Source organism: uncultured Chitinophaga sp. (assembly GCF_902168175.1).
Classification (GTDB): Bacteria; Bacteroidota; Bacteroidia; order Chitinophagales; family Chitinophagaceae; genus Chitinophaga.
Genome location: NZ_CABHOU010000010.1, coordinates 18,295 through 44,217 on the forward strand (window position 1 = coordinate 18,295; position 25,923 = coordinate 44,217).

At 48.5% G+C, this 25,923-nt stretch carries 20 protein-coding genes; 4 read left to right on the top strand and 16 right to left on the bottom strand.

Features of this window, described 5'->3' with window-relative positions:
- Positions 1–21: 21 nt before the first annotated feature.
- Genes eda through QZT80_RS00875 form a run of 4 tightly spaced genes read right to left on the bottom strand, consistent with a single transcriptional unit; the run spans position 22 to position 4,596 of the window.
- Entirely contained in the window at positions 22–684 is a 663-nt protein-coding gene (gene eda / locus QZT80_RS00860) for a bifunctional 4-hydroxy-2-oxoglutarate aldolase/2-dehydro-3-deoxy-phosphogluconate aldolase (protein WP_295116665.1), read from the bottom strand.
- 2 nt (positions 685–686) lie between these two features.
- Positions 687–1,688, bottom strand: coding sequence for a sugar kinase (locus QZT80_RS00865; protein ID WP_295116667.1), 1,002 nt, complete (start codon positions 1,686–1,688; stop codon positions 687–689).
- Positions 1,688–3,082: a glucuronate isomerase gene (gene uxaC / locus QZT80_RS00870; protein ID WP_295116668.1), complete on the bottom strand. Its 1,395-nt coding sequence runs from the start codon at positions 3,080–3,082 to the stop codon at positions 1,688–1,690. The genes QZT80_RS00865 and uxaC overlap by 1 nt, the downstream gene beginning before the upstream one ends.
- A gap of 5 nt (positions 3,083–3,087) precedes the next feature.
- Positions 3,088–4,596, bottom strand: coding sequence for a tagaturonate reductase (locus tag QZT80_RS00875; RefSeq protein WP_295116669.1), 1,509 nt, complete (start codon positions 4,594–4,596; stop codon positions 3,088–3,090).
- A gap of 224 nt (positions 4,597–4,820) precedes the next feature.
- Here QZT80_RS00875 and mnmA point away from each other — a divergent pair, with 224 nt between their 5' ends.
- Together mnmA and QZT80_RS00885 are read left to right on the top strand one after the other, a co-directional pair.
- The gene (gene mnmA, locus QZT80_RS00880) at positions 4,821–5,924 is read left to right on the top strand and encodes a tRNA 2-thiouridine(34) synthase MnmA (protein ID WP_295116670.1); all 1,104 of its coding nucleotides are present in this window, start codon (positions 4,821–4,823) and stop codon (positions 5,922–5,924) included.
- A gap of 82 nt (positions 5,925–6,006) precedes the next feature.
- Complete coding sequence (locus QZT80_RS00885; RefSeq protein ID WP_295116672.1) at positions 6,007–7,671, top strand: S8 family peptidase; 1,665 nt, start codon at positions 6,007–6,009, stop codon at positions 7,669–7,671.
- Here the strand turns inward: QZT80_RS00885 and QZT80_RS00890 are convergent.
- The 3 genes from QZT80_RS00890 to QZT80_RS00900 form a co-directional block, all read right to left on the bottom strand.
- Positions 7,661–8,821 (bottom strand): Fmu (Sun) domain-containing protein, encoded by a 1,161-nt coding sequence (locus QZT80_RS00890; RefSeq protein WP_295116674.1) that lies wholly within the window; start codon positions 8,819–8,821, stop codon positions 7,661–7,663. The genes QZT80_RS00885 and QZT80_RS00890 overlap by 11 nt on opposite strands.
- Before the next feature lie 176 nt (positions 8,822–8,997).
- Positions 8,998–10,569, bottom strand: coding sequence for a 2-oxoglutarate dehydrogenase complex dihydrolipoyllysine-residue succinyltransferase (odhB, locus tag QZT80_RS00895; protein ID WP_295116676.1), 1,572 nt, complete (start codon positions 10,567–10,569; stop codon positions 8,998–9,000).
- 69 nt (positions 10,570–10,638) lie between these two features.
- Complete coding sequence (locus QZT80_RS00900) at positions 10,639–13,383, bottom strand: 2-oxoglutarate dehydrogenase E1 component (RefSeq protein WP_295116678.1); 2,745 nt, start codon at positions 13,381–13,383, stop codon at positions 10,639–10,641.
- Positions 13,384–13,682: 299 nt separating this feature from the next.
- On the opposite strand from QZT80_RS00900, the gene rpsT reads away from it, so the two are divergent.
- Both rpsT and QZT80_RS00910 read left to right on the top strand, forming a co-directional pair.
- Positions 13,683–13,937 carry a 30S ribosomal protein S20 gene (gene rpsT / locus QZT80_RS00905; protein ID WP_295116680.1) on the top strand — a complete coding sequence of 85 codons (255 nt, stop codon included), beginning with the start codon at positions 13,683–13,685 and terminating at the stop codon, positions 13,935–13,937.
- 125 nt (positions 13,938–14,062) lie between these two features.
- On the top strand, positions 14,063–15,793 hold the full coding sequence (locus QZT80_RS00910; RefSeq protein WP_295116682.1) for a M14 family metallopeptidase: 1,731 nt from the start codon (positions 14,063–14,065) through the stop codon (positions 15,791–15,793).
- Positions 15,794–15,943: 150 nt separating this feature from the next.
- Here QZT80_RS00910 and QZT80_RS00915 read toward each other — a convergent pair whose 3' ends face one another.
- The 9 genes from QZT80_RS00915 to QZT80_RS00955 form a co-directional block, all read right to left on the bottom strand.
- Entirely contained in the window at positions 15,944–16,132 is a 189-nt protein-coding gene (locus QZT80_RS00915; protein WP_295116684.1) for a hypothetical protein, read from the bottom strand.
- A 144-nt stretch (positions 16,133–16,276) separates the two neighbouring features.
- Positions 16,277–19,615, bottom strand: coding sequence for a ThuA domain-containing protein (locus QZT80_RS00920; RefSeq protein WP_295116686.1), 3,339 nt, complete (start codon positions 19,613–19,615; stop codon positions 16,277–16,279).
- A gap of 59 nt (positions 19,616–19,674) precedes the next feature.
- Complete coding sequence (locus tag QZT80_RS00925) at positions 19,675–20,748, bottom strand: beta-ketoacyl synthase chain length factor (protein WP_295116688.1); 1,074 nt, start codon at positions 20,746–20,748, stop codon at positions 19,675–19,677.
- Positions 20,741–21,949 carry a beta-ketoacyl-[acyl-carrier-protein] synthase family protein gene (locus tag QZT80_RS00930; RefSeq protein WP_295116690.1) on the bottom strand — a complete coding sequence of 403 codons (1,209 nt, stop codon included), beginning with the start codon at positions 21,947–21,949 and terminating at the stop codon, positions 20,741–20,743. The genes QZT80_RS00925 and QZT80_RS00930 overlap by 8 nt, the downstream gene beginning before the upstream one ends.
- Positions 21,950–21,961: 12 nt before the next feature.
- On the bottom strand, positions 21,962–22,219 hold the full coding sequence (locus QZT80_RS00935) for a phosphopantetheine-binding protein (protein WP_295116692.1): 258 nt from the start codon (positions 22,217–22,219) through the stop codon (positions 21,962–21,964).
- Between the two features lie 118 nt (positions 22,220–22,337).
- Positions 22,338–23,627: an ABC transporter permease gene (locus QZT80_RS00940; RefSeq protein ID WP_295116694.1), complete on the bottom strand. Its 1,290-nt coding sequence runs from the start codon at positions 23,625–23,627 to the stop codon at positions 22,338–22,340.
- A gap of 7 nt (positions 23,628–23,634) precedes the next feature.
- Entirely contained in the window at positions 23,635–24,381 is a 747-nt protein-coding gene (locus QZT80_RS00945) for an ABC transporter ATP-binding protein (protein ID WP_295116696.1), read from the bottom strand.
- Between the two features lie 12 nt (positions 24,382–24,393).
- Positions 24,394–25,395 carry a BtrH N-terminal domain-containing protein gene (locus QZT80_RS00950; protein WP_295116698.1) on the bottom strand — a complete coding sequence of 334 codons (1,002 nt, stop codon included), beginning with the start codon at positions 25,393–25,395 and terminating at the stop codon, positions 24,394–24,396.
- Positions 25,396–25,443: 48 nt separating this feature from the next.
- Positions 25,444–25,842 (bottom strand): hypothetical protein, encoded by a 399-nt coding sequence (locus tag QZT80_RS00955; RefSeq protein ID WP_295116699.1) that lies wholly within the window; start codon positions 25,840–25,842, stop codon positions 25,444–25,446.
- Positions 25,843–25,923: the final 81 nt, after the last annotated feature.

Consider the following 25,923-nt stretch of genomic DNA (forward strand, 5'->3'; position numbering starts at 1 on the left):
TGGAATATTATTCGAATCAATTTACGCTAATGCTTTGATATATGCAAACGTTTGCACGACATTTGCCTTTATCGCTGCCCAATCCTTACTATCCACCGCTTTTTTAGGCAACAGATTAGAGCCCATACCCACGCAAACCACGCCGGCATCGAACCAGGATTGAAGGTTCTTCTGCTCCGGTTCTACGCCACCGGTAGGCATAAACTTCATGGCAGGGAATAAAGGTTTAATGGCTTTTACGAAACCAGGCCCCAGGGAACTGCCAGGAAACAGCTTTACCAACTGTGCTTTGTTTTCTTCCGCCACGGCAATTTCAGAAGGCGTCATACAACCGGGCACCCAGAAAATACCGGCACCGTTGCAGTATTCAGCTACAGCCGGATTGATGATAGGGCTCACAATAAAATCGGCGCCCGTTTCCGTAAATGTTTTAGCATCAGTTGCATTTTTGATGGTGCCGATGCCCAGGTACATATCCGGCATGGTTTGCAGCTTTTTATCGCGCATAATGGCGAAGTTCCTGCGGGCATTTTCGCCCCTGTTGGTAAATTCAAATACACGGATGCCGCCATCGTAACAGGCCTGCATTACCTCACAACACACGTCCGCATCGTCGTGGTAAAACACCGGTATTACTTTACTGCGCTCGAAAGCTGCCAGTATGGTATCACTTGCTACTGCCATTTTTAATCAATTAGTTTTTGTATCGTTTCCTTTGATGTTAAGTTAAAATCGCCCTGGCGGAAAAGCTTGCTGTAAGCGGCTCCCGCTGCCCAGTCGATCGTCTGCTGCGGCGTAAACCCGTTCAATTGCGCATGTATCAAACCGCCCATAAAACTATCGCCACTGCCTACCCTGTCTACCACTTCGTTAGTTTCGTACTGTTTACTTACGTACAGTTTTTCTGCCTCGTAATAAGTAGCATAATACAGATTGTGCGTATCGCCCTTTGAAAAGCGGAAGGTAAACGCCACGCGATCGCACTTTTTATAGTGTTCTACGATCTCCTGCGCTACTGTAGCAGCGGCACCGAGATAAAGATCTTTTTCGTCTACTTCCAGCGCGTGTTCGTCCAACTGCGTACCCAGCATCATTTTGGCCGCCCAGATGTTACCCATGATCAAGTGGCAATAGTGCGCCAGTTCGGGCATTACATCGATCGGCGACTGGCCGTACTTCCATAATTTACTGCGGTAGTTAAGGTCGACCGAAATCGTCATGCCTTTACGGGTAGCGGCTTCCAACACTTCTTTACAAATGATGGCGGCGTCTTCGTTAAGGGCAGGGCTGATCGCGCTCCAGTGGAACCACTCGGCATCGCCCAGTGCTTCGTCCCAGTTAACGGTGCCAGGTTTAATATCCGCGAAGGAAGAGTATTTACGGTCGTACACCACTTCCGCATGTTTAAGGTCGCTGCCCTGGGCCAGGTAGTAGGCGCCGATGCGATCGCCGCCCAGCAGCATGCGGCCAGTATCTACCCCTACATTTTCCAGTTCCTCCAGCACCTGGCGCGACAAACCATTGTCGGGCACGCGGCTGATATAGGTTACGGGAGTGCCCCAGGTGGCTAAAGACGCAGCCACATTGGCTTCTGCTCCGCCTACATAGATGGCTGCCTTATTGGTAGCCCAGTCGGGCGATAAGCGCAGCAATATCTCTCCGAAGGTGATAACTTTTACAGGTTGCATTAGCAGTTGAAGTATGCTTTGGCGTTAAAATAAGAAATATCCTGCACCATTTTGCCTAACCATTTAATATCGCCCGGCAATTCGCCATTCTCCACATCGTTGCCGATGAGGTTACAAAGTATGCGGCGGAAGTACTCGTGGCGTGAGTAGGAAAGGAAACTGCGGGAATCGGTAAGCATGCCCACGAAGCGGCTGAGCAGCCCCATATTACTGAGCGTGTTCATCTGCTTCTCCATCCCATCTTTTTGGTCGAGGAACCACCAGCCGCTGCCGAACTGCATTTTACCTGCAACGGTACCGTCCTGGAAGTTGCCCACCATGGTGGCGAACATCTCGTTATGCGAAGGGTTCAGATTGTATACAATGGTTTTTGCCAGTTTTTCTTCCTGATCTAACCGGTCGAAAAACGCCGACATCGATTGAGCCGTGTTCCAGTCGCCGATAGAATCCACGCCCGCATCGGCCCCCACCGTTTTTAACAAACGGGAGTTGTTGTTACGGATAGCGCCCACATGAAACTGTTGCACCCAGCCCTTTTCATGGTTCCAGCTGCAAATGAAGTGCAGCGTGGCGGAGCGGTGCATATCCGCTTCTTCAGTAGTAAGCGTTTTACCAGCCATTACCTTTTTGAAGTTAGCGTCCAGTTCCAATGCAGTAAATGGTGTAGCATAAAAGAAACTAATGCCGTGATCCGACAAGCGTCCGCCTTTTTCATGAAAATAATCGTGACGCTGTTTCAAAGCCGCCAGCATATCATCAAACGTTTGGATGTTGATACCGGCAACGGCGCCCAGCTTTTCCATGTAAGCACGGAACGCAACAGGATCGTCGATGGCGAGCGATTTATCGGGACGGAAAGTTGGTAATACTTTGGTAGAAAAGCCCTGTTGCTGTATAGCGATGTGGTGCTCCAGCGAATCCGTAGGATCGTCGGTGGTGCAAAGTGATTCTACTTTAAAGTGTTGTAATAATGACTTCGTTGTCCACTTGTGGAGTTGTGCGTTGCAGGCGTTGTATACCGCTTCAGCATTCTGGTCGTTCAGTTGGTCGGTGATACCGAATGGATTTTTAAGTTCCATGTGCGTCCAGTGGTACAGCGGGTTTCGCATGGTATAAGGCACCGTAGCTGCCCAGGCTTTAAACTTCTCAAGATCAGTGGTGTTGCCGGTTATCAGGTGTTCCGGAACACCATTAGCGCGCATAGCCCGCCATTTATAGTGATCGCCGCGGAGCCAGGCCGCGCTGATGTTCTCGAACTGCCTGTTGCTGGCTATCTCGTCCGGCGGCAGATGATTGTGATAATCGATCACCGGCATATCTTTCGCATAATCGAAATATAATTGCTTAGCCGTTTCAGTTTGCAGTAAAAAGTCTTCTGACAAAAATTGCTTCATACAAATTAGTGGACCTTTGAAAAATTGGAAACATACGCATTCACACCTTCCTGCAACATGCCGTACAGGTGGTCCGTAATACTTTCGGAGAAACCAGGCACCTCATTCAGATCGGTTTCCCACAGGCGTATATCGCCCAATATCTGATGTACAAGGCCGCTTACCGCTGCCTTTTCATTTATTTTGATACCATTCCAATGCGCAGCGAAAATAGCGGCATTATCATCGTTAATATCGTAAAACACATCGCCGCGTTGTCCCTGGTACTTTCCACCCTCCTGTCTTACCGGCTTAATGAAAAGAATGCTCGCCGCCAGGCCGATGCTGATCATCGGTGGTAACATTTTCTTTTGCTCATAATAGCGCAACAGTGTGCGCACGTTACGGGTATTGGTTTTAGAACTTTGCTGGAAGGTAATGCTTAACAGCTTATGCTCAATGAACGGGTTGGCAAAACGGTCGAGCACATCTTTGGCAAATACTGCTGTTTGGGGCCCAAGGTCTTTCAATGTAGGCAAAATTTCTTCCAGCACTACTGTTTCAAAGAAACGTTTCATCACCGGATTTTGCATACACTCATAAACGGTATTGAGGCCCGAAAGGTAACCTACTGCCACGGCCGCAGTATGACTGCCATTGAGGATGCGCAGTTTCTGCTCACGGTAAGGTGTAATACTTTCCGCTACCAGCATACGTTCGTCGGCCTGTTTAAAACTGAGTTTCCCTGCTACTTTCTCACTGCCTTCGATCGCCCACAGCAGGAAAGGTTCCGCTTCTATCCACAAACTATCTTCATAACCCGCAGTTTCGTTCTGTGCCACCAGGTCTTTCGGTTTACCGGGAACGATCCTGTCTACCAGCGAACTGCAAAACGTATTGGCAGTATTTATCCAGTTAATGAAATCGGCCGGTAATTCGTTGTGTGCCGCCAGTTTCAATACTATTTCTTTCAACAGGCGGCCGTTATCCACCACTAACTCAGTTGGAATGATGGTAAAGCCTTTAGCAGCGTCACCGTTAAAGCAACGGTAGCGCTCCAGCAACACCGACAGTAATTTGCCGGGATAAGAAGCCGGCACCACACCATCCACTTTTTCCTCCACATACTGAATACCCACTTCGGTGGTGTTAGAAATAATAATATCCAGTTGTGGTTGCCTGATGGCTGTTAATACCTTGCCCCAATCTGCATTCGATTGCAGAACACGGGAAATAGAAGCGTTTACCAGTTGGCGATTAACCAGTTCTCCTTTCGCTTTTCCTTTAATGTGCGTGGTGAACAGGCTGTCCTGGCTATCAAAATCGGCCGTGCTGCCATCGGTAGATTTTACCACAACGATCCTTCCCTGGAAGATGCCTTGTTTATTGGCTTTGTCTACAAGATAATCGACCAGCCCGCGTAATAACACGCCGGTACCGAATTGCAGGATTTTTTCCGGATACTGGAAATATTCGGGTGAGATACCGAAGGCGGTATCGGAAGTAACGTGGTGCTTGCTAAGTTTAGTCAGCATGTATATCTAATTTGTTTAATAACTACACTATTCGCCGTTAAATATATAATTCCATTTTAACTTTTTTGTCGGGTAATTGAAATATATTTTAAACGGAAACCGCCACTACGATATATATACTCATTGTATTTCAGCTACATATGTTAATGGCGATGTTGACTGACGGCAGCGTGACAGGGCCATAGTTAATAAATCACTACCTTTGCAGCTCAATTTTTATTAAGATGAGCAGACATGGAAAAGTGCTGGTAGCAATGAGCGGTGGAATAGACAGTACCGTTACCGCTCTCATGTTGCACGAGCAGGGATATGAAGTGGTGGGCATCACCATGAAGACCTGGGATTACGCATCTGCCGGTGCCTCCAAGAAGGAAACCGGCTGTTGTAACCTGGACAGCTTCAACGACGCCCGCGCGGCTGCCGTGCATCACGGGTTTCCGCACTTCGTGCTGGACATTCGCGACGAGTTCGGCAATTTCGTAATTGATAATTTCGTGGAGGAATATATGGCAGGCCGCACACCTAACCCGTGCGTGCTTTGTAATACCCATATCAAGTGGCGCGCCCTTATAAAGCGTGCCGATGCGATGGATTGCGAGTTTATTGCCACCGGCCACTATGCCAAGGTACGTATGGAAAACGGCCGCGGTGTGTTAAGTAAAGGTATTGACGAGCTGAAGGACCAGAGTTATGTGCTCTGGGGACTTGACCAGGACGTGGTAAAACGCACCCTGTTGCCCCTCGGCACCTATCGTAAACCAGAAATCCGCCAGATGGCGCTTGATTTCGGTTACCCCGAACTGGCTAAAAAGGCAGAGAGTTATGAGATCTGCTTTGTTCCCGACAACGATTACCGCGGTTTCCTGAAACGCAGGATCGACGGTTTGGAAGAAAGCGTGGATGGAGGCAATTTTGTGCTGCGTGATGGCTCTATCGTGGGTAAACACAAAGGTTACCCCTTTTACACCATCGGGCAGCGTAAAGGGCTTGATATTGCCCTTGGCCGGCCGATCTATGTAACGGAGATCATCCCCGAAACCAATACAGTGGTTTTAGGTGATGAGGAAGACCTGAACAAAAACGAGATGCTGGTAAGCGGTATTAACATGGTGAAGTACGACCACATCCCCGAGGGAATGGAAGTAACTACCAAAATCCGTTATAAGGACAAAGGCGCGCTCAGCAACGTATACAACGACGGCGGCAACGCCCGTATCCGCTTCTACGAAGCGGTGAAAGGTATAGCACCCGGCCAGTCGGCCGTGTTTTACGAAGGCGATGATGTAGTGGGCGGCGGTATTATCCGCAGCGGCAGCATTTTCGGCTAAACTTTACGGTTAAAATTTATAGAAGGAGTTGTACAGTTATTTTTAGTAACATTGTACAACTCCTTTTCTATTGAATGTTCCTATGAAACGAAACCATCTGCTGTTACCTTCAGTTATTGCCATCCTGTTGTTACAGGCCCTGCCTCTTCGTACCCAGGCACAAACGTTTACCAAACATGTTATTTCTTTTACCGATAAAAACGGCAGCCCATACCAGCTTTCCCAACCGCAAAAATATCTTTCCTCCAAAGCCATACAACGCCGCCGCCGGCAAGGCATTGCGATAGAGGCTACCGACTTACCGGTTGCCCCCCGATACCTCGATAGCATCAGGAATATTGGTGGCGTAACGATACTATACACCTCGCGCTGGTTTAACCAGGCTGTTATACAAACCTCCAGCCCAGCGGCCTTACTGCGAATTCAGGACCTGCCGTTTGTGAAAGGCACTTCAGCGGTAGCAGCCCGTATGGCCCCACCCTCAGGCGAAGTGCCGGCCAAGTTTAATGCTAAAACAAGCGGTATCGAATACGGATCTGCCAGTGGACAAATCAATATCCATGAGGGCGAATACCTGCACGACAAAGGTTTTACGGGTAATGGTATGCTGGTAGCCGTACTGGACGCTGGCTTCCCGGGTGTTAATACGGCTGCGCCGTTCAGGCATTTAGATATTAAAGCGACCCGCGACTTTGTAGCCGGGGGCGCAAATGTATACACCGCCAGTACGCACGGCACACACTGTTTGTCAACCATGGCCGCACAGTCGCCACTGATGACGGGCACGGCGCCGAACGCATCGTACGTGTTATTAAGAACAGAAGAAGATGGAAAAGAGCAACCGATCGAAGAAAACAACTGGATTGCGGGCGCTGAGTTTGCAGACAGCATTGGCGCCGATGTTATTTCATCCTCACTCGGTTACAGCACGTTCGACAATCCTGCATTTAATCATAATTACTTCCAGCTTAATGGTGATGCCCTGGAAATAACGCAGGCAGCCGACCTCGCCGCCCGTAAAGGCATGATCGTAGTTAACTCCGCCGGCAACGAGGGCAACAGCAACTGGATATACATTACTCCGCCCGCCGATGGCGATAGTGTGCTAACTGTTGGCGCCGTAAATAACGCGGGACAAATTGCCTCTTTCAGCAGTTACGGCCCGGCATCGGATGGTGCGGTTAAGCCGGATGTGGTGGGTGTTGGCGTGGCTACGCAAATCATTACGGCCGATGGGAGCCTTAGCGCCGGTAACGGCACCTCCTACTCCACTCCCATTATCGCCGGACTGGTAACCTGCCTGTGGCAAGCCTTTCCACAGCGAAGTAATATGGAGATCATTGACGTGGTAAAAGCCAGCAGCAGTCAATACAACGCCCCGGACGATCAAATGGGATACGGCATTCCTAACTTCCGTTGGGCGTACGATAGCCTGTACAAACGCGCGCAGCAGGACACTGCTTTTATCCGTACGATCTTAAAAGAAGAAAGACTGAAAGTGACGCCCAATCCGTTCTACAGCCAGCTATACATCTACTACCACTCTACATCTTCTGAAGATGTACACCTCCGCCTTACCGACAATACGGGTAAAACGCTGGCACAGCGCAAGCTGGGGGCAGCTGCGGCTACTTATGGCTATTACCTGTGGCAGGAAAACCTGTTTGGCGGGTTGCCAACGGGTATTTATTATTTGCAGTTAGTACAGGGAAATAAAAAAACGTCGGCGAAGTTGCTTAAACTTTAACCAGTCGAGCCGCGAACATAGTATCGGCCGCACGGTCGTATCCTTTAATAACACCGGCCTGCTGTGCCTGTAACCCAAGTTCCGTCACCATATATTCCAGCACTTCTTCGTTCTCCTCACGAAAAACGGAACAGGTAATATATATCAATGCGCCGCCGGGTTTCAGGCATTTTACCACGTTAGCGGCAATACGCTTTTGCAGGGATTGATAATAACCGATTTTATTGATGTCGAAGTAGTAAAGGTTTTCGGGCGTACGGCCCCAGGTACCGGAACCGCTGCAGGGCGCATCCAGTAATATGTTATCGAACTGGGTACGGGGCAGAATGTGATCTACATTATCGTCGGTAAGGTCCAGCACTTTGGCGTGGAAATTCTTTACACCGGCTTCTTTAAACCTGCGTTGCAGGTTCTCGAGAATAGAGGTGCGCACATCACTTACCAACAGTTCTACAGAGGGTTCTATATCTTTTAAAAGGATGGATTTACCACCGCTGGCCGCACAACAGTCCCACCAATAACTTTTCGGTGCGGGCTGAAACAACTGGCCGGTTTCCTGGCTTGACAGGTCTTGTATTTCGTACCAGCTTTTATCGGTGATCACCGCATCGACTTTCGTACCATTGGGTAAGGCAATAGCCGTTTCGCCGGCTAAGGCGTATGGTATGGCCGCTTTTTCCAGCAGCTGTGTAATATCGGCCAGTTTGTTATAACGGGCGCGGACGTACAAATTAGGCTGACGCAGGAACGAGGCGGAATATGCCCATGGATCTATGTTTGCAGACAGTTCATCGGCATAAGGAAATATATCAGAAACAGATGGGAGGTCGAGGAACTGGAGTTTCTCGGTTAATGACAAGGCGATTTGGGCATTCCATGCAGGGCGAAAGAACTCCAGCACAGGGTTAGGTGTTTCTTCGCAAAGGAACAATGCGATCAGTATACGATCCTCGCGGAGCATCGTTTCCCTGCTCCAGTGGCCAAGGCGGAAGTAGTCGTATACCAGCTGACTTATCTGCTTCCTGTCGCGGCTTCCCATTTGGGGATTGGATTTGAAGAAGGTCTTCAGGAAGTGATGAAGGGGCAGGCTGCCATTGTATTGGTCCAGTATTTTCTTAGTGGTAAGGAGATAATTTTCCCATCTTGTCATGAGCGCAAAAATAACGTATTCGCGGGGATTGCCATAAAAAGAGAATCCCCTGGCTTTTGAATACCAGGGGATTACTTTTATTTTTTATTCATGTGGATGGGTGTTGTTGCCGCTGAAGTGTGCGACGCAACGGCGGTTTTATTGAAAAACTAACGCCGGGCCCCTCCCCATTTTTATTATTTGACGTTCAGTAAAGTCTTTACCGGATCGCGACCGAACAGCAGTTGCTCGGGGTTTTCCAGCATTTCCTTCACGCGCACCAGGAAACTTACAGACTCACGGCCATCGATAATACGGTGGTCGTAGCTAAGCGCCAGGTACATCATCGGGCGGATCACCACCTGGCCGTTAACAGCCATCGGGCGGTCCTGGATTTTGTGCATGCCCAGTATAGCCGACTGCGGGATATTGATGATCGGGGTACTCATCAGGGAACCAAACACGCCACCATTGGTGATAGTAAAGGTACCACCGGTCATTTCGTCCATGGTCAGTTTGCTGTCACGTGCTTTGGTAGCCAGTTCTACTACTTTCTTTTCTATTTCGGCCATGCTCATGCTCTCCGCATTACGGATAATTGGCACCACCAGGCCCTTCGGCGCCGACACCGCGATGGAAATATCAGCGTAGTCGTGGTACACCAGCTCTTCTCCGTCGATGTAAGCATTTACCGCCGGGAATTCGGCCAGGGCAAAGCAAACAGCTTTAGTGAAGAAGCTCATGAAACCGAGGTTTACACCATGTACGGTTTTAAAAGTTTCTTTGTACTTCGCACGTATGGCCATGATGTTGGTCATATCTACCTCGTTGAAAGTAGTGAGCATTGCCGTTGTATTTTTCGCTTCTACCAGACGGCGTGAAACGGTTTTACGAAGGTTGCTCATTTTCTCTCTGCGGGCGTTGCGGCTGTTCAGTTCAGTACCGATAGCCACGCCGGGGTTTTGCAGGGCCGCCCAAACATCGTCGCGGAGGATTTTACCACCAGCGCCGCTGCCTTTGATAGAAGTCGGATCTACATGTTTATCTGCAATCACAGCCGCTGCAAGCGGTGTTGCTTTAATATCGTTAGGGATAGCAGTAACGGGAGCCTGCTGCGCCTGTTGTACGCTCTGTTTGGCTTCAGGAGCTGCGGTAGCGGCCGGAGCGGCTTTACCGGCAGGCCTTGCAGCATCAGTATCGATTTTGCAGGCAATGTCGCCAATGTTAAGCGTATCGCCTTCTTTTGCTACCGTTTGCAGTACACCAGCTTCTTCAGCGTTCAGTTCGAAAGTAGCTTTCTCTGATTCCAGTTCGCACAGTACTTCATCACGCTCAACATAATCGCCGGTCTTTTTAGACCATTTTATCAAAGACACTTCGCTGATAGATTCACCAACAGTAGGTACTTTGATGTCGATTACGCCTTTACCGGCGGGAGCGGGAGCAGCAGGAGCGGCAGTCGCTTCAGGAGCAGGAGCAGCTTCTTTGGCCGTGGCAGGCGCAGCTGCAGGAGCTGTGCCAGCGGGGGCAGCAGCATCCGTATCAATAGTAGCAGCCACGTCACCAATTTTGAGGGTGTCGCCTTCGGCGGCTTTAGTTTTAAGTATACCGGGCTTCTCGGCATTCAGTTCGAACGTCGCTTTTTCAGATTCCATTTCGCACAACACTTCGTCCTGTTGTACATAATCGCCATCCTTCTTGAGCCATTTTGCTATTGTTACCTCGCTAATAGATTCTCCTACCGTAGGAACTTTAATTTCGATAACCATATTTCAGTTTTGATGGGTCATAGCCGGTGCTAACCTGCTACTAATATGTTCAAATTTAGCTTTTCCTGATTAAATGTTGAAAGCCGTTTCAATGATCTCTGCCTGTTCCTGTGCGTGTACTTTAGCGTAACCGGTAGCCGTTGCAGCGCTTGGGTTGCGGCTGATAACACCGTAGTTCAGCTGCTTCAGGTTCATTTGCAGGTAGCTGGCAGCACCCATGTTCAGGGGCTCTTCCTGTACCCAGAACCAGGTGGCTCCTTTGTACTTCTGGTTAATAGCGTCCAGTTGTACGGTTGGCAGCGGATAAAGCTGTTCCATACGCACTACTGCTACATCTTTACGGTTATCCTTCATCTGTTTTTCACTCAGATCGAAGTACATTTTACCGCTGCACAGCAATACTTTCTTCACTTTAGATGCATCGTCGATAAACGGATCGTCCAGTACTTCTTTAAAACCACCGCTGGTAAACTCGCTGGCCGGGCTGTAGCTGCGTACGTGGCGCAGGTTGGCTTTCGGTGAGAAGTTGATCATCGGCTTCCTGAACGGGAACGCCAGCTGACGGCGTAATGCGTGGAAGAAGCTGGATGAGGTGGTACAGTTGGTGATGATCATATTGTACTCGGCACACATTTGCAGGAAACGTTCGAGGCGGGCGCTGGAGTGTTCCGGACCCTGACCTTCGTAACCATGTGGTAACAGCAATGTTAAACCGCTCATTTTACCCCACTTGGTTTCAGCAGATGAAATGAACTGATCGATCAGCGTTTGCGCGCCGTTGCTGAAGTCGCCGAACTGCGCTTCCCAAATGGTGAGCGTGTTGGGGTTAGCGATCGAGTAACCATATTCGAAGCCTACTACCGCGAATTCGCTGAGCAGGGAGTTATAAATTCTGAATTGGCCCTGTTCGGGGTTGATGTTGCTTAAACGGCTGTACTCTTTATCATTCTCTTCGCTGCGCAGTACGGCGTGGCGGTGAGAGAAAGTACCGCGTTTCACGTCCTGACCGCTGAGGCGAACGTCCGTTCCTTCGTTCAGCACACTTGCATAAGCCATCAGTTCACCCGAAGCCCAGTCTAACAACTGCTGCTCTTTATACAACTTCTGTTTTTCGGCCAGCAGCTTTTCTACTTTTTTCAGGGGTTTAAAGCCTTCAGGAATAGCCATGATAGCATCGAACACTTTGGTAAACTGTTCCTGCGAGATAGCGGTATCCGGAGATTTGTGAAAATCTTCTGGTGTAGACTTACGCAGTTCCAGCCAGGCCTGTTCAGGTTTCTGGCGGCTGTAAGGCAGCGGGTGCTGCTTCACTTCGTCCAGGCGCTCCTGCAGTTCCGACCAGAAAGCTTTTTCCAGTTCCTGTGCCATTGCTGCATCTACATCACCTTTGGCAATCAGTTGTTTGGAATATACTTCACGGGGATTGGCGTGTTGGTCAATTGCCTCGTATAATTTAGGCTGGGTGAATTTCGGATCATCGCCTTCGTTGTGGCCGTGCTTGCGGTAGCACACCATATCTATATAAATATCCGAGTTAAACTCCTGGCGGTAGCGGGTAGCAATTTCGGCCACTTTCACTACAGCTTCAGCATCGTCGCCATTTACATGGAATACCGGTGCCTGTACGATAGCAGCAACGCTGGTACAGTAATCAGAAGAACGGGCGTCTTCGAAATCGGTAGTAAAACCGATCTGGTTATTAATTACATAGTGAATGGTACCACCGGTGTAGTAACCTTTCAGTTTGCTCATTTGCGCCACCTCGTACACAACACCCTGACCGGCAATGGCCGCATCGCCGTGAATGAGGATGGGGAGAATTTTATCGTAATCGCTGTTGTAAATCACATCGGCCTTGCTGCGGGCGAAACCTACTACAACCGGGTCTACCACCTCAAGGTGCGAAGGGTTTGGAGTGAGCTGGAGATTTACGTCTTTGCCATTGAACGTTTTAACCTGCGCGCGGAAACCCAAATGGTATTTCACGTCGCCGCTGCCCATAGTGGTATCGGGGATAGCGCTGCCTTCGAATTCAGAGAAAATCTGTTCGTAGGTTTTGCCGAGTATGTTGGCCAGGATGTTCAGGCGGCCACGGTGTGCCATCCCGATCACCACTTCCTGTACGGTGTTATCCGCAGCAGTGTTGATGATAGCATCCAGCGCAGCGATGGTGGTTTCGCCACCTTCAAGCGAGAAGCGTTTCTGACCTATATATTTGGTATGCAGGAATTTCTCGAACATCACACCCTGGTTCAGCTTCTGCAGAATACGTTTCTTCTGCTCCACCGCCAGCGGTTTGTTCATGGTGGTCTCCATTTCATTCTGGAGCCATTCCAGCTTTTTAAAATCGTTGATGTAGGTAAACTCTATGCCCACAGAAGCGGCATAAACTTTTTGAACGTGGTCAATGATTTTCTCTAACGTGGCTTTACCGAGCCCGACGATCTGGCCGGCATGGAATTCAGTTTTGAGGTCAGCATCGCTAAGACCGAAGTGCGCTAGGTCGAGGTTGGCCTGGCGGTCCTTTCTTTCACGTATAGGATTGGTTTTCGCAATAAGGTGGCCCTTTTTGCGATAGGCCTGTATCAGGCGGTAAGCACCCAGCTCTTTCACCAGTTGCTCATTGGTCACCGGTAATCCACTTCCTGCGGCCGCCGGGGCTGCTTTGCCATTTGTGTTGGTCACAGCAAAATCAAACCCCTCAAAAAACTTGATCCACTCAGGATCTACACTGGCAGGATCCTTTCTAAAATCCTGGTACAACGATTCGATATACGCCGGGTGTGAATTGGTGACAAATGAAAAGTCCTTCATTTACAACGAATTTAAGCTTGGTCCTTGATTCAATAAACTTTCTGATGTTCCCCATTCAGGACCAGTACTGATAAGCATACCTTTTGTCTTTAACATGTTCATTTGCATCTCCTATATATACTAAGGTGTATGAATGGGACTGCAAATATCGCTTGTTTTTTGTTAATCCCTTAGCAAAAAAAAACCAATATGTATGTATTTTTGCCCTATTCCGGGAATTGGGAAATCATTTCCATTAAATTTTGTTTGTAAGAAGAATAAAGCTACCTTTGCCCTCCGAAACTTTTGAAAATTATACAATGGCAAACCATAAAGCAACGAAAAAAGACGTACGTCAGAGCAAAAAACGTAATGAACGTAACCGTTACTACGGTAAAACTACCCGTAATGCCATAAGGGACCTGAAAGCAATAACTGATAAAGCTGCTGCCGGTAAAGAGTTACCTGAAGTGCTGTCGCTGATCGACAAACTGGCTAAACGTAACGTTATCCACAAAAACAAAGCTGCTAACCTGAAGAGCAAACTGACTAAGTCAGTTAACGTGCTCGCCTAATCAGTTAGCTGAAAGATATACTGCTCTTCCTCACAAGGGAAGGGCTTTTTTCATTTAATATATATGAAGATCAACTCGTTATATATTTTGACCAAAATCTCCTCTCCCATTTGTATTTTACCTTTATGAAGAAATTAACAGCCGCCCTCCTGCTCGGCCTGGCTATCTCCGAAACCCAGGCCCAGGACCTGACGACAAAATACGAGCGCACTAGCGCCCGCGAAACGGTCACCTACCAGGAATGTATCGATTATTATAAAATACTGGACAAACGCTTCCCGCAGATTAGTATGCAGGAGATCGGCGGCACCGATGCCGGCTTCCCGCTTCACCTCGTTACCTTTTCGGCTGATGGCGACTTCAATTTCGCCAGCCTGCGTAAGAAAAATAAACGCATCATCCTGGTAAACAATGGCATACATCCCGGCGAACCCGATGGTATTGACGCCAGTATGATGTTACTCCGCGACCTCGCCCTGGGTAAAAAGAGACTGCCTTCCAATATTGTACTGGCAGTTATCCCTCTCTACAATATTGGCGGCTCGCTCAACCGAAGCGCTTACTACCGCGTAGACCAGGACGGCCCGGCGGAGTTTGGCTCCCGCGGTAATGCCCAGAACCTCGACCTCAACCGCGACTTTATCAAGGCCGACTCCCGCAACGCCCGCAGCTTCCAGCAAATCTACCACCTCACCGATCCTGACGTATTTATCGATAATCACGTAAGTAATGGAGCTGACTACCAGCACATTATGACGCTTCTCTGCTCCCAACATAACAAAATGGGCGGCGCTATGGGCGAATTTATGAACAAACAGTTTGAACCGGGAGTTTACCGTTTGATGAAGGAAAAAGGCTACGACCTGGTGCCCTATGTAAATCATTTCGGCAATACACCCGATAGCGGTTGGGTAGAGTTTTACGATGCTCCCCGTTATTCCAGCGGTTACACCACGCTCTTCCATACCTTCGGTTTTGTACCCGAAACACATATGTTAAAGGCATATGACCTGCGGGTGAAAGCCACTTATGCGCTCATGGAGGCCTTTATCGCCTTCACCAGTCAACACAGCGAGGAAATTAAAACCCTTCGCGCCCAGGCAAAAGCAGCCGTAAAAACACAAACTTCTTTCCCCCTGGATTGGAAAGCAGATATGTCGCAGTACAGCAGCATTCCGTTTAAAGGTTACCAGCCGGGCTACAAACCCAGCCAGATCTCAGGCCTGCCAAGATTGTATTACGATAAGAGCAAATCTTACGAGCGCCAGATCAAATTCTACAACACCTACAAAGAAGCTAATTTCATCACCAAACCCACCGCCTACATCATTCCCCAGGGCTGGTGGACGGTTACGGATTTACTGAAGAATAATAAAGTGAAGATGGAACGGTTGAAGAAGGATACTATAATGGTGGTAGAGGCGTATCATATAGAAGATTATAAATCAGCCCAACGCCCTTACGAAAAACATTATATACACACCGGCGTAAAAGTATCTGTTAAACAAGATACTATCCATTTCCGCAAAGGCGATTACTACATTCCAATGGACCAGGAAGCCAACCGTTACCTGGTAGAAACACTGGAGCCTACCGCCGGCGATTCCTTCCTTGCCTGGAATTTCTTCGATGCCATACTGGGCCAAAAGGAATGGTATTCCACCTATGTGTTTGAAGATACCGGCTGGGAGTACCTGAAACAGCATCCTGAATTGCAGAAGAAGCTGGAGGAACAACGTGCTGGCGATACCGCATTTGCAAAAAGTGCAGAGGCACAGTTGAATTTTGTGTTTAAGAACTCGCCGTACTTTGAGCCGGATTTTAACAGGTATCCGGTGTATAGGATAATGAAATAAAAAAAATTAAACGGTTTTGTTTTACATCATACATGCAACTGAAATTTTTACAGTTAAAAATTGTAGCTGATTGGAGAAATAGTGGGATAATAAACAGTGATCAGTTGCTTCTTGTTCGGATAGTAACCACTTGGGGAAGGTTAGCATTTTCTAATACGATGGCCTGGCTTCCCGCCCAAAAAACCAGCCAATATGCTGATAAGGCTCGGTCATATAACCCTCATCATCAATAATGCCGGCGCGTTGTAAGGAGGCTAAACCTCTCTCCGGCGTCCAATCGCGCTTTAATTCTTCAATCAGCTCATTAATTTGCTGTAATCGATAATCGCGTTCCAACATAGTAGTACAATTTTGTTTACTGTAAAATTAAACAATCAAATAAACGTATATCACTCAATTCGCCACTGCTTCAATCGTTCTTAAAACAAGAAATCCCGATGCTGAAAAACACCGGGATCTCTTGTTCTATTTTCTATCAGATATCTACTTTTTAAATTCCATCCAGTCTAATGTAAACATATGCTGGTTGGGTTCTTCGTCTTTTCTAAATACGAAGTAAAGATCGTTTTTGCCGCCCGGGTCGGTTACTGGTGTGGTTACTTCGATAAACTTGTTCCAGTCACCGGTTTGTTTAAAATTAAGGGTACTGATGATCGGGCCTTTCGGGCTCTTTACATGCACTTCCAGTATACCATCTTTATCGAGAGAAGAATAGCGGTAAGTGATATTACGAACACCTGTGAGGTCGATGTTTTTGAACAGGAACCACGACTTATTATGGATGCTGCCCAGCTGATCGGCACCGCGGCCGATGTTGCGTACATCGTCCGCATCTTCTGCCTGTACTTTGGCGGCACGCAGGCTCAACAACGCTGTGCTGCTCAGCGGCACAGCCTGTCCGCCACCATCTGTATAAGTAGCAGAAAGAATGTAGTTGCCGCCCGCTCCTTTTGTAAGATGATCTTTAAATTCCACTGTTCCCTCCTGTGGCAGGCTGGCCAGTTGCTTGTCCGTAAGCGTCATAATGTATTTCACGATCTCACCCGCCTGTGCAGTTGACAGCTGCGGGTGCGCCGCCATAGAGTGTTCGCCCCAAACGCCACCACCGCCTTTGATAATTTTGCCGGACAGGTAATCGAGGAAATCTTTATTGCCTTTATACTTCTGCGCTACTTCCACAAAAGCCGGACCTACAGATTTTTTGTCCAGCTGGTGACAAGCTTTACAGTCGCTGCTTTCCATCAGTATTTTACCAGGGTGAGAAGGAATGGCTGTTATCTGCTGGTGACCGATCTGCGGCTGACCACTGATCCTCGGCATGTAGTGCAGACTGATCATCAGCCTGTCCTGCGCGATGGTCGCATCTTCCTTATCACTTACTGTTACTGCGTACTGAAGCGGCGTGTTGTTAAAGTAGAAAGTAGTGTTGCCTGTATTCTTAACACTCACATCCGGCAATGTATTACCTACGCGGATAGCGATGGTAGCTTTGCCGCTTTCGCCGGAAGGATCTGTAACAGTGAGGGTTACATTGTAAGTGCCGTTTTTAGCAAATGTATACTCCGGATTTGCTTCGGTCGATTTCGCATTGCCTTCGAACGTCCATTCGTATTTCAGTTCATCTTCTTCATCATAATCATAACTGTCTTTACTGCTGAACTTCACTTTCAGCGGGGCAATACCTACTGTATCGGCAGTAGTGATCACTGCCTGTGGTTTACGGTTGCCTGCATTATAAGTCACACGCACTAAACGCGCATCTTCATTATCAACACCATAAACTGATCCGTACTCCAGCATATAAATATCGCCTGCAGGACCAAAAGCCATGTCTATCGGACGCCTGAAGTCGCCATTAGTACCCATGAAGGGCTCCATACGTTTGTAGTTCAACTGATCGTCGAGGCGTACGGCAAATACCCAGTTACGCATCCAGTCGTAGATAAAAAGCGCTTTGTCGTAATACGCAGGCAACTTGGTAGACGATTTCAAATCTTCGCTGTAATGATATACTGGTCCTGCCATGGCAGAACGGCCACCATTACCCAGCGCAGGGAACTCGTCGGAGAAGTTGTACGGGTACCAGATAATAGGTTTACGCGCAGCCGGCAAAGCATTAATGCCAGTGTTATTCGCGGATGGATTAAACACTGAATCGGGATTAAACGCGGCACCCAGTTGTTTGGTGATAAAGTCGTATTCAAGGTACGGCTTGTTGTCGCCCACAAAATAAGGCCAGCCATAGTTACCGGCTGTTTTCGCCTGGTTGATCTCGTCGTAACCTCTCGGCCCCTGTTTGCCATCGCCGCCGGCATCAGGACCAATCTCGCCCCAATACAAAGTATTAGTAACCGGGTCTACCGAAATACGGTAAGGGTTGCGGCAACCCATGGTATAAATTTCAGGCCTTGTTTCAGGTGTGCCTTTCGCAAACAGGTTACCTTCAGGAATAGTATAAGTACCATCTGCTTCGGGATGAATACGTAATACCTTTCCGCGCAGGTCGTTAGTGTTAGCAGAAGAACGCTGTGCATCGAAAGTAATGCGGCCTGGTGTTTCATCGATGGGCGCATAACCGTCGGATGCAAATGGTACCGTATTGTCACCAGTGGATATAAACAGGTTGCCTTTACCATCAAATTCTAATGAACCTCCCGTGTGCGCACTCACTTCCAGCTCCAAAGGAACGGTGAGTAATACTTTCTCAGAAGCCAGGTCGATAGAATCGGCGCTGGCCATGGTAAAGCGCGATACACGTTGCGCTGCAGGCATGGTGGGCGGTGTATAATAGAAGTAGATAAAATGATTCTTAGCAAACGAAGGATCGATCGAGACACCCAGCAGGCCGTTACCAAAACCTTCTTTCGTGTCTGGCATTACCGGGAAAGTATATACCGTTTTAGTTGTGTTCGTAACTGGGTTATAGTAAAAAAACTTACCACTGCGCTCGATAAAGTAAACACCACCTTCGCTCGTAACCGCCAGCTCCATCGGCTCGTTCAGATCGTTGGAGAGAATCGTTTTAGAAAAACGGTTGTCCTCAGGCGTTTTTACAGAATAAGCTTTACTGTAGTCCAGTGCTTTACCTTCACCCATCACATACTGTATACCGCCTAACAGGTGCTGCAGAAACAGCGGTTCAGCATAACTTTCAGCGGTATGACCACCGCCCGTGTAAAAGGCGCGGCCGCCATCGTATTCGTGGTACCAGGCAATAGGATGATTATCACCATTCTCCCCACCTTCGTAGGTGTTCTCGTCGAGTTTTGCCAATACTTTCACCGCTGGGTTAATGCTTTTGTAGCTATACCATTCGTCGGTACGCTCCCAGTTAGCAGGTAATCCTTTCATAGCGGGATGCGCGGTATCGGTTACGTTCACGGTTGCTTTCAGCACATTGGGATCATGCGGATGGCTTTTAAAGTACGCGCCCACCAGTTTGTTGTACCAGGGCCATTCGTACTCCGTATCGGCCGCAGCATGGATACCCATAAAACCGCCACCGGCCTGTATGTAACGTTCGAAAGCTACCTGCTGGGTGCTGTTAAGCACGTTGCCGGTAGTGCTCAGGAAAATCACCGCCTGGTACTTTTTCAGTTTGTCTTCTTTAAACCAGGAAGCATCGCTGGTGGTATCTACCGCAAAGCCGTTCTTTTTTCCCAGTTCAATAATCGCTGCTGCGCCAGCCGGAATAGATTCGTGATGATAAGCTGCTGTTTTCATAAATACCAGCACACGGGGGCCGGAATTGGTACAGGATTGCAGCGCAATGATCAGTAATGATAAGAGCAGTATGCTACAAGAGCGTAAGCGTACAAACATTGATTTTAATGATTTGGTTCAGGTATTAAAATATAAGAATAGTAGTCTTTCTAAAAGTATTACACATGCTCCAGCAGGAAGAACGTATGCTGCTCCCCAATAAAGTGATTGTAGATGAGGATGCGCCGGAAGGCTTTGGGTGGGTTAGCCACAAATGCCTGCAGAGAGACCGGCAACTGCTGTTGTTTCAGTATCTGCGCAGCCAGCCAAACAGCAAAAGCACCTGCGGTATCGTGTTCACCGCACAATTGTTTGAACGGCACTTCGGGAGTGGCAGGACAGTTGGCAGAAAATAATATGCGGTAGTAATGATCTGTGTTAGCATCGCCGTTGCGACCGCTGATTACCAGGTCGATGTCGCCAATACCAACATCATGTTTATCTAAAAAATCCTTCAGACCTCTTTCCAGGGCTTCGGCCGAAGGTTTATACAGCATCTTCATGCCTTTTATGCAGGCTTCCGTATTTTCGGTACGCTCATCCCCCAGCATAAAAAAGGTGGACCCTTCTCCTGAAATACTTCCAGGTGTGTTGCGATCAAAAAGTTGTGCGTTGCCTGTATCGGCTTCCTTCCAGAAACCGATACGGCTTTTAATATAAAAATGCTCGGCGGTCATTTCTTCGAAGCAACCGGTGAGCGTACGTTTCACTTCTCCTTCGGCCAGTTGCAGCATACTGTCGAGCAAAGCGTTTTCAAACGAAAACCCGCGGTGTACAAATGTATTGTTATACCCCGTACTCTTTTGCTGTAATGCAATAAGACCGTTAACCGAATTGTAAGTCGATTGTATAAACGGCGTAGGGTTAAGCGCACGTTCCTGGTACTCCACGATGTCGCGGATAAATTTTTCTGTGTCAGATAAACTGCCTTTACCGGTGCCTGTAATAATAACATCAGGCGAAGGCTGGCCGCTGTTCTGTACTGCTTTTAATGCAGCCGTAAGTCCCATTTTAAGCAGGCGGCTCATGCGACGCAGGCTGTTGGGAGGAATAAATGCCTTGTAATCAGGTTCTACAGCCACGAGGTTATTGGCCTCCGTAACGATCATAGGCAACGAGAAAAAGTCACCCTCAAAAGTAGGTTGTGCTGAAATTGCTGCGCTGCCCTGTATGTAACACCTGTTATTACTCATATTTGCTGATCACCAGTGAGGCGTTATTACCGCCAAAACCGAAAGAGTTAGAAATTACGTTCGTTACCGGGTATTGCTCCAGCAGCCTGGTTTCGGGCGTAACGCCTGCCTCTTCCATCTTTTCTGAAAAATTTAAATTAGGGAACACTACCTGCTCACGGATGGCCAGTACGGAGAAGATGGCCTCTATAGCGCCTGCCGCTGCAAGGGTATGACCTGTAAAAGGCTTGGTAGAACTGAACATTGGCACTTTATCGCCAAACAACCTTAACAGCGCTTTACCTTCGGAGGCATCGTTGTTAAGTGTGGCAGTGCCATGCACATTTATATATTGTACTTCATCAACACTCCGCCCGCTCATGGCCAGCGCATTTTTCATGGCGGCATAAGCACCATCACCCTCGGGCGAAGGCGCGGTAGGGTGAAATGCTTCGTTCGCATTACAATACCCGCTCAACTCGGCCAGTACAACGGCGCCGCGGCGTTTCACCTGCGACTCGCTTTCCAGTACCAGGTAAGCGGCCCCCTCGCCCAGATTAAGTCCATTCCGGTGCTGGTCGAAAGGTTTACAATGTGCTTTATCTATATTTTTAAGCGAATTAAATCCATTGATCGTGAAGCGGGTCAATGCTTCTGTGCCGCCACAAATCGCCGTGTCCAGCATACCATGTTTAATTAACCTGGCACCATACATCAAAGCATTGGCGGAGGAAGAACAGGCGGTGCTGATAGTGGCAATATGAGCGCCAATACCCACGGTATCGGCAATACGCTGTGTACAGTCGGCACAATCAAGGGTATCGATGTAGTCGAGAAATTCGCCGTGTTTGTTGGGGTCGATGATGTCGTAGTATACTTTTTCAGTATCACACATACCACCCACGGTGGAGGCATTTACCAGGCCGGTGCCGGGCATATCAGCCTCGGTCAGACCAGCGCTTTGCAATGCTTCTTTCATTGCAATAAGGCCCAGCAGTGTAGTGCGGGTATAACCCAGCACCGGCACGCCGGCCATTACCGCCAGCTGCTCCGTACTATGACGTACTTCTGCAACAGGCAACACCTCTTTATGAATTGTATCTATATGGCGGGTATAACCAATGCCGGCCTGCTGCAAACGCAGGCTGCGCAGGTTTTCCATCACATTATCACCAATGGCGGTGATCAAACCCATCCCTGTAATAAACACACGTTCCGCCATGAAGAGAAAGTCTTACGCAGTTTGTTTAGACTGGATAAATTCGGCCATAGACTGAACAGATGCCAGTATTTTACGGCCTTCGCGGGGATCTTCTACTTTAATACCATATTGCCTTTCAAGCAACACCATCAGCTCCAGTGAATCGATGCTGTCCAGACCCAGACCATCGCCGAACAAAGCCGCGTTGTCGTCTATGTCTTCTGGTTTGGTGTCCTGAAGGTTAAGGGCTTCAATGATCTGTTGTTTCAGTTTCTGTTTTAATTCTTCCATAATGTTGCAGGTTTATGCACCTCTTTAAATAGTTACGAGGCTAACCGGGCTTACCGGCAAACGGTCGTAAAAATAATGATTTAAGATAGTTTTGAAAACATTAATTCTCCCGGCATCCTTAAGCCATCCGGCGTTTTTCCCACCAGGCGGCTACGCCCAGCAGTACCATACAGAATAGCAGGAGCCGGCCAATCTCCGTTAATATCATACCCAACCCGCCATTTCGCAGGTACAGGTCGTTAATAGCGTCTAATCCCCAGCTGAGTGGCGAAAGCCGCCCCATGAACTGTATATTTTCGGGCATAATGTCCAGCGGTATCCAAATACCACCTATGGCCGAAAGAATAACGATGGAAATGGCCCCAAAACTGAGCGCCTGGTTGGGAGTGCGAAACAGTGTACCAACCAGTATGCCGTACGAGGTAGCGGCCAACCCAATACTGATGGCGGTTATAAATGCCGCCACATGATCGCGCCCCAGCGCCAGGCGGGGCAGGTCGAGCAAGGGCAGCAGGTACATACCCACCAGTATCATCAGGTAAAACTGTACTACGCAGATGCTTACAAAGAAAAACATCTTACCGGTCAGTATCTGCAGGTACGAGCCGGGTATCAGCTTCATCCGCAGCAGACTGCCGTCTTCCCGTTCACGTATCATATTACCGGCTATGGGTATTACGATAAAGAACATCGCAAATATGCTCCAGGCCGGCACGTTATGCTGCACCGAATTGGAAATAACGTCTATTCTCTTTTCTGCCGAGGTAGTTTGTTCTTTCAGCCCTACCGCTTTGAGGTTGATGGCAGGGAACGTATCTGTTTCTGTTGAGTTCCTGCTTTTCAGTTGCTGCCTGATCCGCTCCAGCAGCAAATCAGTTTCTACCTGTGTGAGAAAATTATCGATCGCCTGGTGTATGGCACTTCGGAACGCCTTTTTGGCTGCGGGATCGAAATACACCTGCACATGCAGCGTATCGTTGGTGGCCTTTACCGGTAACTCGGAAGGCAGCCCCATACGTTTTGAAATATCGTTGACGATACGGTTGGCATTACTTACAATGCTGGCCGTAGCGCCCTTCGGGATAACAATGCTGATCTTGTATTCGCCGCTGTTCACTCTTTTTATAGCATCTTCTGACGTTACAGGCCGGCCATCGAGGGAGTCGAGCATGTTAAACTGGCCTGTATTTCCCAAACCTTGTTTAATATAACGCGCGAGGCGACCGTGATCATTATCTACAGTGAGTATGTCGAACTTTACTTCCTGGTAATCTTTAAACGGGGCGTCCTGTATTACGGCCATTACGGTGATCAGCACCATGGGCATAATGAACAACAAGGCCAAACCGGCCTTATCGCGTAACAGCAGGAGCCATTCTTTTCTTATGGTAGCTACGATCCTTAACATGTTATATTTAATCTCTCAGGGCATGACCGGTGTAATGCAAAAACACATCCTCCAGGTTACGGCAACCGGCGTTCTGTTGTATTAACGCCATGGGCTGGCCCTGTATAATCAGTTTGCCTTCGTCCATAATTACCACTTCTTCACAAAGCGACTGCGCTTCTTCCAGCAAATGGGAAGTATATAGTACGCTCACTCCTTTTTTATTGTATTCTCTCAGGAATTGCAGGATCATACTGCGCGACTGCACATCCACACCTGCTGTAGGTTCGTCGAGCACCAGCAGTTGGGGGTCGTGCAGGATGGCGGCGATGATGTTGGTGCGGCGTTTCATACCACCTGAAAACTTGTGCACCTCTTTATTACCGGCCTTTTCGAGCCCGAACTGTTCCAGGTAATTCTCCACTTTGGTGCGGAGCGATTTGCCTTTGAGTCCGTAGAGATTGCCGAAGTAAACAAGGTTTTCTATCGCGGTTAGTTGCGGGAACAAGGCGATTTGCTGGGGCACGATACCGATCACTTTCTTAATAGCTTCGCGGTGCGCCGCGCCTTGCAGCAGCTCGTGTATACGTACTTCTCCACTATCAGCCCTCACCAGTCCGCAAAGAATGGAGATGGTGGTGGTTTTACCGGCGCCGTTAGGTCCCAGCAAACCAGTGATCTTACCTTCGGGGAATGAAAAGCTGAGTCCCTCCAACGTAGGTTGCAGTGCCCCTTTATAGGTTTTGAAAAGATCCTTTACCGTTATACTGTTCATTCTTATCGTTCCCTAAAATTTTACCTGCGCCAGTTTTTTAAAGAAAGCTTCTTCTGCATCGGCCACCTGCAGCAACATATCTGCCAGTTGCTGATAAGATGTACCGCCAGCAGAACGGCTTTTACAAACACGGCCTGCTTCGAACGCGAAGTTGCGCCACATGTCGCCCACTTTCGTGAGTTCCAGCGCCAGTGTTTTCAGCTCGGGCTTTTCCATAATCACCGAGGCTTCCTGTAAGAACGCGGCGTAAATGAAACGGAAACCTGCTCCGCCCGTACCAATCTCCTCCTGCATGCGGATCACGTTACCCAGGTACAATGAAGCCCTGCGGTCGCCTACCTTTGCTGGATATTTGGCCAAACGTTTGGCCAGGAAGCGGATACCTTTTACGCCGAACATCGGCAAAGGTATTTTGAGCATATAGTGGCAGGTTTGTTTAATCCCTTCTATAATGCCTTTTTTAAGCGAAACGGCTTTAGGCACGTTTACCGGGTAATACATTTTCCCTTTGGGTGCGGGAAAACCTTTGGCGAACCGTGCCTGGGCCAGACTTTTGGAGTCTATCTCGGTTACCATTTCCATGATAGGATCGCTGACGAGATAGGTGTCATTATCTTTTTTTCCATACACCACCAGGTTGTGGGCATTAAAATGGAAGCGGTAAGATTCGGGGAAGTAAGGCAGGTAATAAACGCTGCTGAGCATGCCCACGGGCGTACCCTGTTGCAGCACGTTATCCAGTTCGGCCATGGCCTTTTCAGGTGTGCTGAACTTCTGCGTTTTCACATCTACCCCCACCCTTTTGCAAACATTTTTAAAGATCATACCTGGCGCTACGCGGTACGTAGAACCCGGCACGCCGTTTACTTTTACAAAGGGAAGGTGGGCGAAAAAGATGCCCGCGCCAATACCGAAGGCCATCGGCTCGCTGATCTCCAGTCCGTAGTGACGGAACATGTTCGATACAACCCCACATTCACAATGCGCTGTTTGCTGGTGCTTAAATGCTATCATATAGTTGATGTAATGCTCCGGCATGGCGCTGGAACAAGGTCTTTCTTATTATTGTACCTGCTTCAGTTGCGCTACGCTGATATTAAAAGTAGATGCGTAACGTTGCAGCAAATCTTCGCTTAACGTCTCAAATACGGCAGGTTTCATATGCCGTTTTACCTGCCACTGCCATTTGTTTACGTAGGCGGCCAGTTGGGGCAGGGTGAGTAATGACTTTTCCATATGGTATGCAATGGGGCTCAGCTTTCCGGCCAGTACGTCCTTACGTGTTTGCTCCACTTTTTCGTTGATCTCTTCCCAGGCCTGCGACATGGCGATGTTCTCGGGTTCCCAGCCAACGCTGGTGGCGGTGGTGTATTTCCCGGAATCGTCCACGGCATAAAATAGCTGCTTAAAGGTGCCATGATGCATATTTTCCCCGTCCTGGGGTACTTCATCTTTTTTCATGGTGGGCAGTTTTGAGGCTTAAAAGTATCAATTATGCGCTACAATAAAAAAAGGAGGCCGCCTAAACGGCCCCCAATCTAT